The 14958-nt window shown below is 69.0% G+C and carries 15 protein-coding genes; 14 read left to right on the top strand and 1 reads right to left on the bottom strand.

Annotated features, from left to right (window positions below):
* The first annotated feature begins 221 nt into the window (after positions 1-221).
* From K9U41_RS02305 to thiL, 11 genes are all read left to right on the top strand, one after another.
* A complete protein-coding gene (locus K9U41_RS02305) occupies positions 222-1394 on the top strand; it encodes an isovaleryl-CoA dehydrogenase (protein WP_282639250.1) in 1173 nt (390 codons plus the stop codon).
* Between the two features lie 337 nt (positions 1395-1731).
* Complete coding sequence (exbB, locus tag K9U41_RS02300) at positions 1732-2703, top strand: tonB-system energizer ExbB (RefSeq protein ID WP_282639249.1); 972 nt, start codon at positions 1732-1734, stop codon at positions 2701-2703.
* Positions 2704-2709: 6 nt separating this feature from the next.
* Positions 2710-3186 (top strand): TonB system transport protein ExbD, encoded by a 477-nt coding sequence (gene exbD / locus K9U41_RS02295; protein ID WP_282639248.1) that lies wholly within the window; start codon positions 2710-2712, stop codon positions 3184-3186.
* The gene (locus tag K9U41_RS02290) at positions 3183-4016 is read left to right on the top strand and encodes a TonB family protein (protein WP_282639246.1); all 834 of its coding nucleotides are present in this window, start codon (positions 3183-3185) and stop codon (positions 4014-4016) included. Before exbD ends, K9U41_RS02290 begins: the two co-directional genes overlap by 4 nt.
* A 176-nt stretch (positions 4017-4192) precedes the next feature.
* The gene (gene glyA, locus K9U41_RS02285) at positions 4193-5506 is read left to right on the top strand and encodes a serine hydroxymethyltransferase (RefSeq protein WP_282639245.1); all 1314 of its coding nucleotides are present in this window, start codon (positions 4193-4195) and stop codon (positions 5504-5506) included.
* Between the two features lie 79 nt (positions 5507-5585).
* Positions 5586-6116 carry a transcriptional regulator NrdR gene (gene nrdR, locus K9U41_RS02280; protein WP_282639244.1) on the top strand — a complete coding sequence of 177 codons (531 nt, stop codon included), beginning with the start codon at positions 5586-5588 and terminating at the stop codon, positions 6114-6116.
* Positions 6113-7264, top strand: a complete 1152-nt coding sequence (gene ribD / locus K9U41_RS02275) for a bifunctional diaminohydroxyphosphoribosylaminopyrimidine deaminase/5-amino-6-(5-phosphoribosylamino)uracil reductase RibD (RefSeq protein ID WP_282639243.1) — start codon at positions 6113-6115, stop codon at positions 7262-7264. The genes nrdR and ribD overlap by 4 nt, the downstream gene beginning before the upstream one ends.
* Position 7265: 1 nt before the next feature.
* Entirely contained in the window at positions 7266-7877 is a 612-nt protein-coding gene (locus K9U41_RS02270) for a riboflavin synthase (RefSeq protein WP_282639242.1), read from the top strand.
* Positions 7878-7938: 61 nt separating this feature from the next.
* A complete protein-coding gene (ribH, locus tag K9U41_RS02265; protein ID WP_282639241.1) occupies positions 7939-8439 on the top strand; it encodes a 6,7-dimethyl-8-ribityllumazine synthase in 501 nt (166 codons plus the stop codon).
* Entirely contained in the window at positions 8436-8924 is a 489-nt protein-coding gene (gene nusB / locus K9U41_RS02260) for a transcription antitermination factor NusB (protein ID WP_282639240.1), read from the top strand. The genes ribH and nusB overlap by 4 nt, the downstream gene beginning before the upstream one ends.
* Position 8925: 1 nt before the next feature.
* Positions 8926-9933, top strand: coding sequence for a thiamine-phosphate kinase (thiL, locus tag K9U41_RS02255; protein WP_282639239.1), 1008 nt, complete (start codon positions 8926-8928; stop codon positions 9931-9933).
* 58 nt (positions 9934-9991) lie between these two features.
* On the opposite strand, the gene K9U41_RS02250 is transcribed toward thiL, so the two are convergent.
* Positions 9992-10429 carry an EamA family transporter gene (locus K9U41_RS02250; protein WP_282639238.1) on the bottom strand — a complete coding sequence of 146 codons (438 nt, stop codon included), beginning with the start codon at positions 10427-10429 and terminating at the stop codon, positions 9992-9994.
* Positions 10430-10497: 68 nt separating this feature from the next.
* On the opposite strand from K9U41_RS02250, the gene K9U41_RS02245 reads away from it, so the two are divergent.
* The 3 genes from K9U41_RS02245 to dnaE all read left to right on the top strand — a co-directional run bounded on the left by K9U41_RS02245 (position 10498) and on the right by dnaE (position 14686).
* Complete coding sequence (locus K9U41_RS02245; protein WP_282639237.1) at positions 10498-10728, top strand: AbrB/MazE/SpoVT family DNA-binding domain-containing protein; 231 nt, start codon at positions 10498-10500, stop codon at positions 10726-10728.
* A gap of 10 nt (positions 10729-10738) precedes the next feature.
* Positions 10739-11143 carry a type II toxin-antitoxin system VapC family toxin gene (locus K9U41_RS02240; RefSeq protein ID WP_282639235.1) on the top strand — a complete coding sequence of 135 codons (405 nt, stop codon included), beginning with the start codon at positions 10739-10741 and terminating at the stop codon, positions 11141-11143.
* Positions 11144-11239: 96 nt separating this feature from the next.
* A complete protein-coding gene (gene dnaE, locus K9U41_RS02235; protein ID WP_282639233.1) occupies positions 11240-14686 on the top strand; it encodes a DNA polymerase III subunit alpha in 3447 nt (1148 codons plus the stop codon).
* Positions 14687-14958: the final 272 nt, after the last annotated feature.

Here is a 14958-nt window from a genome sequence, read left to right as displayed (position 1 = left end):
ATCCCCGTGTGGGCGGGGTAGGGCGGCGAGTGGAAGGGGGATGTGCCCCGGACCAGCGACGGCGCAGCCGGAGCGCTGATCCGGGGCATTAAAGACTTCGTTTCGCCGACCCCATCCAACCCCATTGAATAAACGGACAACCGTTTTATTCTAGCGCCGCTTCCCCGCTGGCGCCTGCGCCCGGTGCAACAAGATCCGGGGAGCGTGGGAGGGACAACAAGATGCTGCCCAACAGCCAAGCCGGCTTCGATTTCGACCTCGGCGAGACCGCCGACATGCTGCGCGACACGGTTCGCTCGTTCTCGGATGCCGAGATCGCCCCGCGCGCCGCCGAGATCGACAAGACCAACCAGTTTCCCCGCGACCTGTGGCCCAAGCTCGGCGCGCTGGGCCTGCTCGGCGTCACGGCGGAGGAGGAATACGGCGGCTCGGGCCTCGGCTATCTCGAGCATGTCATCGCCATGGAGGAGATTTCCCGCGCCTCGGCCTCGGTGGGCCTGTCCTATGGCGCGCACTCCAATCTGTGCGTCAACCAGATCAGCCGCAACGGCACCGCCGAGCAGAAGGCGAAGTACCTGCCCAAGCTCATTTCCGGCGAGCATGTGGGCGCGCTCGCCATGTCCGAGCCGGGCGCGGGGTCGGACGTGGTCTCCATGCGCACCCGCGCGGAGAAGAAGGGCGACCGCTACATCCTCAACGGCTCCAAGATGTGGATCACCAACGGCCCCATCGCCGAGACGCTGGTGGTCTACGCCAAGACCGACCCCGCCGCCGGCCCCAAGGGCATGACCGCCTTCCTGGTGGAGAAGGGCTTTCCCGGCTTCTCCACCGCGCAGAAGCTGGACAAGCTGGGCATGCGCGGCTCCGACACCGGCGAGCTGGTGTTTCAGGATTGCGAGGTGCCGGAGGAGAACGTGCTCGGCGCCGTGGGCAAGGGCGTCAACGTGCTCATGAGTGGGCTCGATTATGAGCGCGCAGTGCTGGCGGGCGGCCCGACGGGCATCATGCAGGCGTGCATGGATATCGTTCTGCCCTATGTCCACGAGCGCAAGCAGTTCGGCCAACCCATCGGCACCTTCCAGCTGATGCAGGGCAAGATCGCCGACATGTATGTGACCATGAACGCCACCAAGGCCTACGTCTATGCCGTGGCCAAGGCTTGCGACCGCGGCGCCACCACCCGCGAGGACGCCGCCGGCGCCATCCTCTACGCGGCGGAAAAGGCCACCTGGATGGCGCTGGAAGCCATCCAGACCCTGGGCGGCAACGGCTATATCAACGATTACCCGACGGGTCGCCTGTTGCGCGACGCCAAGCTCTACGAGATCGGCGCTGGCACCAGCGAGATCCGCCGCATGCTCATCGGCCGCCAGCTGTTCGACAAGACGGCCTGAGCGGGCGCCGATCCCGCAGGATGGCATGGCCGGAACCCGGACAGCTCCGGGTTCCGTTCGCGCAAGGCGCGGACGCCGACTTTGGATCCCCGCGGACTTTGGACGCCTTCCAATGTCTCCTTCCCATTCCGCAAGGACGACACGGCAATGGTGCAGCCATGGGCCTTTTCGCCTCCCTGCGGCATGCGGCCGCTAGAGCTGAGAAGTTCATAAGGGTTAGCGTCGGCGCCGAATGGGCTTATAAAGGAGGCAGCCAGCCAACCCATTGCCAGGGATCGCCAGCAAGTCTTGCACATTTGATTGGTGACGCGCGATGCCTGTTCGCTTGATGTTGCGCATGCCGTTTTGGCGTGCCCTGTGCCAGCTGCCTGCTGGTGCTGCCCTGCTTTTCCTTGCCCTGTTGCTTTCGCCGGGCCTCTCCCTCGCCCAGCCCACCGCGCCCGCCGAACAGCCGGCAGCTGCGGCACCGGCCTCGAGCGCGCCGGCTACGTCTGCGGCCACGGCCGCGCCCACAGCCACCCCCTTGGAAGCGCCTGCGCCGGCTGCGGCCCATGATCCGGCGACGGCGCATGCGTCCCCTCCCGAAAGTCCCTCCATCGATGCGCGGCTGCCGCATGACCTGTCCCCCTGGGGCATGTTCATGGCGGCCGACCTGGTCGTGAAGGCCGTGATGGTGGGTCTTGCCTTCGCCTCCCTCGTCACCTGGACCGTGTGGTTCGCCAAGTCGCTTGAACTGGTCTTCGCCCGCCGCGCGGTAGCCCGCACGCTCGATGCGCTGCAGGCGGCGCCGACGCTTTTCGACGCGGTGGCCGCCATGCCCAAGGACCGGGGCGCCGCGGCGGCAACCGTCAAGGCCGCCCTCGCCGAATGGAAAGTCTCCGAGGGACTGCCGGTGGAGGGCATCAAGGAGCGCGTTGCCGTCGCGCTGGGGCGGATCGAGGCCCGGGCCGGACGTCGCCTCACGGGTGGAACCGGCGTGCTCGCCACCATCGGTGCCACGGCCCCGTTCGTGGGCCTGTTCGGCACCGTGTGGGGCATCATGAATGCCTTCATCGGCATCTCGAAGTCGCAGACCACCAATCTGGCCGTGGTGGCACCGGGCATCGCCGAGGCGCTGCTCGCCACCGCCATCGGCCTGGTCGCGGCCATCCCCGCCGTGGTGATCTACAATCTGTTCGCCCGCGCCATCGCCGCCCAGAAGGCCCGCCTCGCCGACACTTCGGCCGAGGTCATGCGCCACCTGTCCCGCGATCTCGACCGGGCCGCCAGCGGCATCGAGCCTCGCCGCCTCCACGCCGCAGCGGAGTGAGGCACCATGGCCGCCAAGCTCGACCACGGCGGCGGGGACGACCTCGCCGAGAATCACGAGATCAACGTCACGCCCTTCATCGACGTGATCCTGGTGCTGCTCATCATCTTCATGGTCGCGGCGCCGCTCGCCACGGTGGATGTGAAGGTGGACCTGCCGGCCTCCAACGCCCAGCCGCAACCGCGCCCGGACAAGCCCCTGTTCCTGACCGTGAAGAAGGACCTTTCTCTGGCGCTGGGCGATGACGCCCTGGAGCGGCCCGCGCTCGCCCACGCGCTTGACGGCAAGACCTCCGGCGACCGTCAGCAGCGGGTGTTCGTGCGCGCCGACAAGGCGGTGCCCTTCGGCGACGTGATGGAGGTGATGAACCTCCTGCGCTCGGCCGGCTACCTCAAGGTGGCGCTGGTGGGCCTCGAAGGGGAGGCGGCGCCCGTGCCCCCGGCGGCCGCTGCCCCGGCTCCGGCCCCGGGAGTGCGGCCGTGAGCGCGGTCCATCACTGGCACGATTTCGACCGCACCCATGTGCGCGACACCGTGCTGCGCCTCGCCGCCGGCGCCCTGTTCATTGTCACGGTGCATGCCGTGGCGGTCTATGCGGCGCTGTTCTGGCGCAAACTGGAGGCCGGGGAGGCGTCCCCGCCGGCCGCGATCATGATCGAGCTGGCCCCGCAGGCGGTGAGCGAGCAGCAGCAGGTGGAGGATGCAGCCCCCGGCCCGCAGATGGTCCAGGCGCCCGAATCCGTGCCCGATGCGCCGGATATTCCGGCCGAGGCCGCGCCGCCGCCCGAGCCCGTGGTGAACGAGGTCCTGGAAAAGCTGCCGGAGGTCGAGCCCTCCAAGGAACAGGCCGAGGTGGTGCTGCCCAAGCCCGAGCCGAAAAAGGAAGAGGTGAAGCAGCCGCCGAAGCAGAAGGTGGAGAAGCCGAAGCCGGACGCCAAGCCGACGCGGCGACCGTCCGCACCGCTCACCACCGCCGCGCCGCGCTCGGATGCCCCGGCGGCGCAGGCCACCGCCGCGCCGTCTCCCGGTGCCGCCGCGGTGCGTTCGGCGGCGGTGGCGGACTGGCGTTCGCGCGCCTTTGCCCACCTCAACCGCTACAAGCGTCCGCAGGGCAGCCTGACGGGCCGGCCCGGCGTGTCGATCTCGCTCAGTGCGTCGGGGTCGGTGACGGGCGCGCGGCTGGTCAGCGGCTCGGGCAACGAGGTGCTGGACCGCGAGGCGGTGGCCATGGCGCACCGCGCCTCGCCGTTTCCGGCGCCGCCGGATGGCAGGCCCCTGACCTTCTCGGTGGCGATCAACTTCACCTCGCGGTGAGGGCGGCGCCTCCCGCGCCCGCTTCACACCTGTAGCCGGCGCAGGGCTGCGGCGCTGCTGCCGCATGCCCAGGCTTTGGACTTCACCGCGACCCTGTGTTAAGCGCAGGGTCCGCTCCTGAGGGCCGCTGGAACCGGCGTCCCGCCGGGGTGCCCCGACATTACCGGAGACCTGCCATGGCCTCGCAGGACGCGAACCGCGCCTCCATTTCGGAGGACATGAACCGCTTCTTCACTGCTCCTCTCGCCGAGAGCGATCCCGAGATCGCCGGTGCGGTGAAGGCGGAGCTGGGTCGCCAGCGTGACGAAATCGAGCTGATCGCGTCCGAGAACATCGTCTCGCGCGCCGTGCTCGAGGCCCAGGGCTCCGTGCTCACCAACAAGTATGCCGAGGGCTACCCGGGCAAGCGCTACTATGGCGGCTGCCAATATGTGGACGTGGCGGAAAACCTCGCCATCGAGCGCGCCAAGAAGCTGTTCGGCTGCGGCTTTGCCAACGTCCAGCCCAATTCCGGCAGCCAGGCCAACCAGGGCGTGTTCTTCGCCCTGCTGCAGCCGGGCGATACCTATCTGGGCCTCAACCTTGCTGCCGGCGGTCACCTGACCCACGGCTCGCCCGTCAACATGTCCGGCAAGTGGTTCAAGCCCGTGCCCTATACGGTGCGCGAGGACGACCAGCGCATCGACTATGACGAGGTGGCCAGGCTCGCCGACGAGCACAAGCCCCGGCTCATCGTGGCCGGCGGCTCGGCCTATCCGCGCATCATCGATTTCCCGAAGATGCGCGCCATCGCCGACGCCGTGGGCGCCAAGCTCATGGTGGACATGGCGCATTTTGCCGGCCTCGTGGCCGGCGGCGCCCATCCCAGCCCGTTCCCCCACGCCCATGTGGTGACCACCACCACCCACAAGACCCTGCGCGGCCCGCGCGGCGGCATGATCCTCACCAATGACGAGGATCTGGCCAAGAAGATCAATTCGGCCATCTTCCCCGGCATCCAGGGCGGGCCGCTGATGCACGTCATCGCCGCCAAGGCCGTGGCCTTCGGCGAGGCGCTGCGCCCCGAGTTCAAGCTCTACGCGAAGAACGTGGTGGAGAACGCCAAGGCGCTGGCCGAGACCCTGAAAGGCCACGGCTTCAACATCGTCTCCGGCGGCACCGACACCCACCTGATGCTGGTGGACCTGCGCCCCAAGCGCCTCACCGGCAAGACCTCGGAAGGCGCGCTCGGCCGGGCGCACATCACCACCAACAAGAACGGCATTCCGTTCGACCCCGAAAAGCCGTTCGTGACCTCCGGCATCCGCCTCGGCACGCCGGCCTGCACCACGCGCGGCTTCGGGGTGGCCGAGTTCCAGCAGGTGGGCGACTTCATCGCCGAGGTGCTCGACGTGCTCTCCCAGAAGGGCGTGGACGAGGATTCGCTGGTGGAAGCCGCGGTGCGCGAGAAGGTCTCGGGCCTGCTCGCCCGCTTCCCCATCTATCCCTGAGGGAGACGTGCCAGCGCGTTTTCGCGCCGCGGACCGGTGTCCCCGCGCGAAGACGCCTGAGCGCCGGAGAGGGTGAAGCATGCGCTGTCCCTATTGCGGCGGTCTCGACACGCAGGTGCGCGATTCCCGGCCGACGGAAGACAACACCGCCATCCGCCGCCGCCGCATCTGCCCCGATTGCGGCGGCCGCTTCACCACCTTCGAGCGCGTGCAACTGCGCGAGCTGATGGTGCTGAAGCGCTCCGGCCGACGGGTCCCGTTCGATCGCGACAAGCTCGCCCGCTCCGTGGACGTGGCCCTGCGCAAGCGTCCGGTGGACGGCGAGCGGGTGGAGCGCATGCTGTCCGGCATCGTGCGCCAGCTGGAGAGCATGGGCGACAGCGACATCACCTCCGAGACCATCGGCGAGATGGTGATGGAAGGCCTGAAGCAGCTGGACGACGTGGCCTATGTGCGCTTCGCCTCGGTCTACCGCAATTTCCGCGAGGCCAAGGATTTCGAGAACGCGCTGGCCGAGCTGTCCCAGGAGGGCGAGGTGAAGGCCGAGGCCGAAGGCCCGAAGGACAAGCCGAAGGCCGCCGGCAAGACCCCGCCGCGGAGCGCCGAATGAGCGTTTCCCCCCTGTCGGCCCACCCCGTCACCTCTCCGGAGGAAGACGAGCGGTTCATGGCCGAGGCCCTGAAGGTGGGCCAGAGCGGCCTTGGCCGCACCTGGCCGAACCCTTCCGTGGGTGCGGTGGTGGTGCAGCACGTGGATGGCCGCCCGCACATCGTCGGCGCCGCCGCCACCGCCGCCACCGGTCGCCCCCATGCGGAGCCCATCGCCCTCGCCCAGGCGGGGGAGGCGGCCCGAGGTGCCACGCTCTATGTGACGCTGGAGCCCTGCTCCCACCACGGCCGCACCCCGCCCTGCGCCGGCGCGGTGATCGCTGCCGGCGTGCGCCGGGTGGTGGCCGCCATCGAGGACCCCGACCACCGGGTGAAGGGGCGCGGCGTCGCCCGCCTGCGCGCCGCCGGCATCTGGGTGACCGTGGGCGTGGGCGCCGAGCAGGCGCTGGCCGACCACGCCGGCCATATCCGCCGCGTCACCGAGGGCCGGCCCCATGTGCTCCTGAAGATGGCGGTTTCCGCCGACGGCAAGGCGGCCCTTGCCGGGCCGCGGCCGGCGGTGGTCACCGGACCCGAGGCGCGGGCGCGGGCGCATCTCATGCGCGCCCATGCGGACGCCATCCTTGTGGGCCTCGGCACGGTGACGGCCGACGACCCCATGCTCACCTGCCGGCTGGAAGGCCATGAGGATCGCTCCCCGGTGCGCCTCGTGCTCGACAGCGGGCTCGATATTCCCCTGGAAAGCGCCCTGGTGCGCACCGCCTGCGATGTTCCGGTCTGGGTGATCGCGGCGGAGGATGCCCCGGCCGAGCGCGCCGCCGCCCTCATGGAAAAGGGCGTGGAGGTGCTGCGCGCGCCGCGTGGCGGCATTGAGGGGCGGCTGCATCTGCCGGCGGTGCTCAAGCTGCTGGGCCTGCTCGGCATCACCCGGCTGATGGTGGAAGGCGGCCCCACCACCGCCGCCGCCGTCCTGGAGGCGGGCCTGGTGGACGAGGTGGCGATCTTCCACAGCCCGGTGCTGCTGGGCCCGGATGCCTATGATGCTCTGGCCGGCCGTCCGCTCGGCCGCCTTTTCGCCCCCGTGGGCTTCGCCGAGGTGGAGCGCGCCGAGCTTGGCGCCGACCAGCTCGTGCGCTTGTGGAGACGCTGACATGTTCACCGGCATCGTCACCGACATGGGCGACCTCGTCGCCGTGGAGACGAAGGGGGAGGTCAAGACCCTCACCATCGCCACCGCCTATGAGGCGGCGGGCATCGATGTGGGCGCCTCCATCGCCCATGCGGGGGTGTGCCTTACCGTCACCTCGGTGGCGGACGGCGGCCCGCGCGGCACCCTCTTCACCGTGGACGCCGGACCGGAGACGCTTGCGATCACCACCGTGGGCGGCTGGACGCAGGGCCGGCGCATCAATCTGGAACGGTCGCTGAAGATGGGCGACGAACTGGGCGGCCACATGGTCTCAGGCCATGTGGACTGCACGGCGAAGGTGGTGTCGCGCGAGGACCTCGGCGTCACCACCCGCTTCGTGTTCGAGGTGCCGGAGCCATTCGCCCGTTTTGTCGCGGCGAAGGGGTCGGTGGCCCTCGACGGCACCTCCCTCACGGTGAACACGGTGGAGGGCAACACCTTCTCCTGCCTGCTTATTCCCCACACCCTGGCAGTCACCACCTGGGGGGCCGTCAAGGCGGGGGACATGGTCAATTTCGAGGTGGACCTGATGGCTCGCTATGCCGCCCGGCTTGCGGAGTTCCCCCGGGCCTAGTACGCCTCGCGACCAATTCCGGTGCCGTGCGCGGCGCCAAACGGTTCTGGAGAGACATTCCATGGTCACGACGCGCAGGGAAGGCGCGGGCGCCGCCTCGCTCAACGGCGGCCCGCTTGAAGGCGCCCGGGTGCTCATCGTGGAGGGGCGCTATTACGAGGCCCTCGCCGATGAGCTTCTCGCCGGCGCCCGCGCCGTGCTGGAGGCAGCCGGCGTCGAGGTGGAGGTGATCACCGTGCCAGGCGCGCTGGAGGTGCCCATCGCCGCCGAGATCGCGCTGGAAGCGGCCGAGATCACCGGCAATGCGGTGGACGCGGTGGTGGGCCTCGGCGTGGTGGTCCGCGGCGAGACCTATCATTTCGAGATCGTGGCCGGGGAATCCGCCCGTGGCCTCATGGACCTCGGCATGGCGCATGCGCTGCCGGTGGGCAACGGCATCCTCACCGTGGACACCGAGGCCCAGGCCTGGGAGCGCGCCCGCGTCTCCGAAGGCAACAAGGGCGGCGGCGCGGCGGAAGCGGCGCTCACCCTGCTGCGCCTGCGGCGGCGGCTGGAAGCATGAAGGACGTGACCGCTCAGGGCGCCCCCGCCAAGCCCATGAAGAAGAGCGCGGCCCGCCTCGGCGCGGTGCAGGCGCTCTACCAGATGGACCTTGCCCAGACCCCGCTGAACGACATTCTCGCCGAGTTCGAGAGCCACTGGCTCGGCCAGGAGGTGGAAGGCGTGGAGTTCCCCGAGGCCGACGTGCGCCTGTTCCGCACCGTGGTGGAAGGGGTGCTGAACGACCAGCGCCGCATCGACCCGATGGTGGACAATGCCCTCACCAAGGGCTGGCCGCTGAAGCGGGTGGAAGCCGTGCTGCGCGCGGTGCTGCGCGCCGGCGCCTTCGAGCTGGCATCGAAGCCCGACGTGCCGGCCCGCGTGGTCATCACCGAATATGTGAACGTGGCCGGCGCGTTCCTCGATCGCGACGAGACCGGCATGGTCAACGCCGTGCTGGACACCCTGGCCCACGATCTGCGCCCCGACGAATTCAAGGGCGGCTGACATGGCGGACGGCGACGTGGCAGGGGGATCGGGCGAGGACCGCTTCATCGCGCGCTTCCTGCGCCCCATCGCCGGTTCGTCCGCCGCCCTCGGCCTGCTTGACGATGCCGCGCTGCTGACCCCGCCCGTGGGCTGCGACCTGGTGCTCACCAAGGACGCGGTGGTGGCGGGAGTGCATTTCTTTGCCGATGATCCGCCCGCATCCATCGCCCGCAAGGCGCTGCGGGTAAACCTCTCCGACCTTGCCGCCAAGGGGGCCGACCCGCTCGGTGCCCTGCTGGCGCTGGCCCTGCCCAAGGAAACGCCCGACGCCTGGATGGAAGCCTTCTCGGCGGCCCTGGGCGAGGATTGCGAGCGCTATCTGTGCCCCATCCTCGGCGGCGACACGGTTTCCACCCCCGGTCCGGTCACCATCACGCTGACAGCGCTGGGGTCGGTGCCCCGGGGGGCATTCGTGCCGCGCACGGGGGCAAAGCCCGGCCAGGCCATCCTCGTGACCGGCACCATCGGCGATGCGGCGCTGGGCCTGCGGCTGCGGCAGGACAGCAAGGCTGTGGCCTTCGCCGGCCTGAGCGACGAACAGCGCGGTCATCTCCTTGACCGCTATCTGCACCCCCAGCCTCGGCTCGCCATCGCCCCGATCCTGCGCCGCTATGCCAAGGCTGCCATGGATGTGTCCGACGGGCTGGTCGGCGACGTGGCAAAGATGCTCGGAGCTTCCGGCTGCGGCGGGCACATCGAGGCGCGGCGCGTGCCGGTTTCGGCCGCTGCTGCTGCGGCCATCGCTGCGGACGCCGGCCTGTTCAGGACCGCGGTCACCGGCGGGGACGATTACGAGGTGGTGGCCTGCGTGCCCCATGCCCTGGTCCACGCCTTCACCGCCGAGGCCGCCCGGGTGGGCGTGCCGGTGACGCTGATCGGCGAGACGCGCGAGCAGCCGGGCTTCGCGGTGACCGATGCCGGCGGCCATGCGCTGGACCTCGGCGCCGGCAGCTTCAGCCACTTCTGAGCCGGCACTTTCGTTCGCATTTCCTTTACGCGAACCGGTGCCCACGCTTGAAAATGCGTCAGCCCAGCGCCACCAGCGCCGCCCCGGCGGCGATGAGGACGACGCCAAGGGTCGCCAGCGCGCTCAGGCGCTCGCCCAGGAACACGATGCCGAAGATGGCGACCAGCACCACGCTCAGCTTGTCCACCGGCGCCACCCGCGCCGCATCGCCAAGCTTCAAGGCGCGGAAATAGCACAGCCACGACGCTCCGGTGGCAAGGCCCGACAGGGTGAGGAACATCCATGTCCGCGCAGGGATCTCTGTGGGCGCCTGCCATGAGCCACCGAACCCCACCATGGCGGCCACCAGGGCGAGGATGATGATGGTGCGCAGCAGCGTCGCGAGGTCGGAATGGATATTCGCCACCCCCACCTTGGCGAAGATGGCGGTGAGCGCCGCGAACGCCGCGGACAGCAGGGCCCAGAACAGCCAGGAGGTGGAAAGACCGGAGGGCAAAGGCGCAAGGCTCGCGGGCGCGAGGTCCCTATGGTAGGTAATGCGTATAGTGTGCGAGGTATTACCAAATGGCCAGCACGGTGACGCGCAAGGGACAGGTGACGGTTCCCAAAAGGGTGCGCGATCTGCTCGGCATCACGCCGGGCAGCGCGGTGGAGTTCCGCCTGGAGGGTGACCGCGTGATCTTCACCAAGGTCGGGGAGAGCACCCATCACGGCCGGTTCGCGAAATTGCGCGGCCATGCGGGGGAGGGCCTCAGCACCGACGCCATCATGGCGCTCACCCGCGGCGAGGGATGAGCCGGCGGCGATGACCTTCGTGGATACCAACGTGCTGCTCGATCTGGTGACGGACGATCCGGTCTGGGCCGAGTGGTCGCAAGAGCATCTCGAAGCGGCGGCGCTGGAGGGTCCGCTCCTCGCCGATCCCATGGTCTATGCCGAGCTGTCGGTGCGCTATGCCCGTGTCGAAGCGGTGGACGAATTTTTCGCGGTGGCCGGCATCACCCTCGTCGAGACGCCGCGCGCGGCGCTCTTTCTGGCCGGCAAGGTCTTCGGCCGATACCGCAAGGCGGGTGGAGCCCGCACCGGCGTTCTGCCGGACTTTCTCATCGGCGCCCATGCCGCCGTCGCCGGGCGGCCGCTCCTGACCCGCGATCGCGGCCGCTACACGAGCTACTTTCCCACAGTGACCTTGGTGGCCCCTTCGCTCTAAAACTTCGAGCGGATTCACCGATCAGATTGATTCAATCTGATCGGATCCGGCTCTAAGATCACCGGCAATCGACTCTCCTCGCACCCGCTTTGGTTCATGCCCGATCCCGGCTTCATCCATCTGCACGTCCATTCCTCCTATTCGCTGCTGGAGGGGGCGCTGTCCATCGGCAAGCTGGCCGACCTCGTGAAGGCGGACGCGCAGCCGGCCATCGCCCTCACCGATACGGGCAACCTGTTCGGCGCGCTGGAATTCTCCGAGAAGATGGCAGGGGCGGGCATCCAGCCCATCGCCGGGGTCTCCCTCGCTCTCGACCTGCCGGAGCCCGCCGGCCCGCGCGGGGCGATCCGGCCCAAGCGGCCGCGCATCGTGCTCTTGGCCCAGTCGGAGCCGGGCTGGCGCAACCTGATGCGGCTGGTCTCGCGCTCCTTCCTCGAAACCGCCAGCGAGGACGAGCCGCGCATCCTGATGGAATGGCTCGCCGACGCCCATGACGGCCTCATCGCCCTCACCGGCGGGCCGGCCGGCCCCCTCGACAAGGCGCTGGTGTCCGGCCATCCGGAGCTGGCGGCGGAACGGCTCGACCTGCTGGCCTCCCTGTTCGGCGACCGGCTCTATGTGGAGGTGCAGCGCCACGACGCCGAACGCCTCGCCGAAGCCGGCCTGCTGGAGCTGGCCTATGCCAAGGGGGTGCCGCTGGTGGCGACCAACGAGCCCTTCTTCGCCAGCAAGACCGATTATGAGGCCCACGACGGCCTGCTGTGCATCGCCGAGGGCCGGCTGCTGTCGGAGGGCGACCGGCGCCGGCTGACCCCCGAACATCGCTTCAAGACCCGCGCGGAAATGCTGGCCCTGTTCGCCGACCTGCCCGAGGCCACGGCCAATACGGTGGAGATTGCCCGGCGCTGCGCCCACCGGGTGCGCACGGTGAAGCCCATCCTGCCGCGTTTCACCTCCGGTGGGGGGGAGGGGGATCCCCTCGCGGAGGAGGCCGCCGAGCTGGAGCGGCAGGCCAGGGAGGGCCTTGCCCAGCGCCTCGACAAGCACGGGCCGGCGCCGGGGCTGGATATCGCCACCTACGAGGAGCGCCTCGCCTACGAATTGTCCGTCATCACCAAGATGAAGTTTCCCGGCTACTTCCTCATCGTGTCGGACTTCATCAAGTGGGCCAAGGCCCATGACATTCCGGTGGGGCCGGGGCGTGGATCGGGCGCCGGCTCGCTGGTGGCCTATTCGCTCCAGATCACCGACCTCGACCCGCTCCGGTTCGGCCTGCTGTTCGAGCGCTTCCTGAACCCCGACCGCGTGTCCATGCCCGACTTCGACGTGGACTTCTGCCAGGAGCGCCGCGACGAGGTGATCCACTACGTGCAGGAGCGCTACGGCCGGGCCCAGGTGGCGCAGATCATCACGTTCGGTACGCTTCAGGCGCGCGGCGTGCTGCGCGACGTGGGGCGCGTGCTGGAAATGCCCTACGGGCAGGTGGACAAGCTGTGCAAGCTGGTGCCGCAGAACCCGGCCAATCCGGTCACGCTGAAGCAGGCCATCGAGGACGAGCCGCGCCTCCAGGCCTCCCGCGACCAGGAAGAGGTGGTGAAGCGCGCCTTCGACATTGCGGTGCGCCTCGAGGGCCTCAACCGCCACGCCTCCACCCACGCGGCGGGCATCGTGATCGGCGACAGGAAGCTCCACGAGCTGGTGCCGCTTTATCGCGATCCCAAGTCCGACATGCCGGTCACCCAGTATAATATGAAATGGGTGGAGCAGGCCGGGCTGGTGAAGTTCGACTTCCTCGGCCTGAAGACGCTGACCACCATCGACAAGGCGGTGAAGCTGATCCACCAGCGCGGCATCGACCTCGACATCTCCAAGATCCCGCTGGACGACCCCAGGACCTACGCCATGCTGGGCAAGGGCGAGACGGTGGGCGTATTCCAGGTGGAAAGCGCGGGCATGCGCCGGGCGCTGGTCGACATGAAGGCCGACCGCGTCGAGGACCTGATCGCCCTCGTGGCCCTGTACCGGCCCGGCCCCATGGCCAACATCCCGGTCTATTGCGACTGCAAGCACGGCCGCGCCAAGCCGGACTATCTCCACCCCATGCTGGAGCCGTACCTGAAGGAGACGTTCGGCGTCATCATCTACCAGGAACAGGTGATGCAGATCGCCCAGGCCATGGCGGGCTATTCGCTGGGCGAGGCCGATCTCCTGCGCCGCGCCATGGGCAAGAAGATCCGCGCCGAGATGGAGAAGCAGCGCGAGCGCTTCGTGTCCGGCTCCGCCGGGCGCGGCATCGAGAAGGCGCAGGCGGACACCATCTTCGACCTGCTCGCCAAGTTCGCCGACTACGGCTTCAACAAGTCCCACGCCGCCGCCTATGCCATCGTCGCCTACCAGACGGCGTGGCTGAAGGCGAACTACCCCACCGAATTCCTCGCCGCCTCCATGACCCTCGACATGGGCAACACGGACAAGCTCGCGGAATTCCGGCAGGAGGCCCAGCGCCTCGGCATCGAGGTGGTGCCGCCCAACATCAACCTGTCCGCCCGCGAGTTCGCGGTGAAGGATGGGAAGATCATCTACGCCATGGCCGCCATCAAGGGCGTGGGCGGGGCGGCGGTGGACGCGCTGGTTCAGGCGCGCGGCGACAAGGCTTTCAAGAGCTTCGCCGATTTCGCGTCGCGCCTGCCCGTGAAGCTGGTGAACAAGCGCACGCTGGAAAGCCTGATGGCCGCCGGCTGCTTCGACGTGCTGGAGAAGAACCGCGCCCGGGCGTTTGCCGCCATCGAATCCATCGTGGCCGAGGCGCAACGGGTGGAGGCGAACGCCCAGTCGGGACAGAACGACATGTTCGGCTCCGGCCCCACGGCGGCCTCCCTCCCGATTCCGGAGGTGGCGCCCTGGCTACCCTCGGAGCGGCTGCAGAGGGAATATGATTCCATCGGCTTCTTCCTCACCGGCCATCCGCTGGATGACTATGCCGATGCGCTGAAGAAGATGCGGGTGCAGTCCTTCGTCGATTTCTCCCGCGCCGTGCGCTCCGGGGCGGCGGCGGGACGGCTCGCGGCCACCGTGGTGTCCAAGCAGGAGCGGCGGACCAAGTCCGGCACCCGCATGGGCATCGTGGGCCTCTCCGACCCCTCGGGCCATTATGAGGCGGTGATCTTCTCCGAGGGCCTCGCCCACTATCGCGACCTGCTGGAGCCCGGCACGCCCCTGCTGATGATGGTCGCGGCCGAGCTGAACGGCGAGGATGTACGCGTGCGCATCAATTCCTGCGAGAAGCTCGATCCCGTCACCACCCGCCACCAGAAGGGCCTGCGCATCTTCCTGCGCTCCCCCGAGCCCATCGAGGGCATCGCCCGCCGCCTGGCGGACGGCAGGGCCGGGGATGCGGGAGCGGGCGAGATCAGCCTCATCCTGCTGGTGGAGGATGCGCGGGCCGAGGTGGAAGTGAGCCTGCCCGGCAAATATCCCATCTCCCCCCAGATCGCCGGGGCCATCAAGGCCATTCCGGGCGTCGTTTCGGTGGAGGCGGCGTAGGAACGCGCGGCCCTGCCGGTTCGACTGGGCACGCTCCGAATCCTCTCCCGCGTGCAAGAACTCTACGAAAGTCCCCCTCTCCCCTTGCGGGAGAGGGCCGGGGTGAGGGGTGTGCCGCGATCCTGGGCAGACAGGCGTTTTCTCGCGGTGGGAACCCCTCACCCCCAACCCCTCTCCCGCAAGGGGAGAGGGGGCAGGGACGTGCGGCAGACACGCCACGGTCGACCCCGGCGTTCACCCGCCCATGTGCGGCGCCGTGCATTCGGGCTATA

Source organism: Xanthobacter autotrophicus, assembly GCF_029991245.1.
Classification (GTDB): domain Bacteria; phylum Pseudomonadota; class Alphaproteobacteria; order Rhizobiales; family Xanthobacteraceae; genus Xanthobacter; species Xanthobacter autotrophicus_C.
This window is presented reverse-complemented; position numbering and strand designations above follow the sequence as displayed.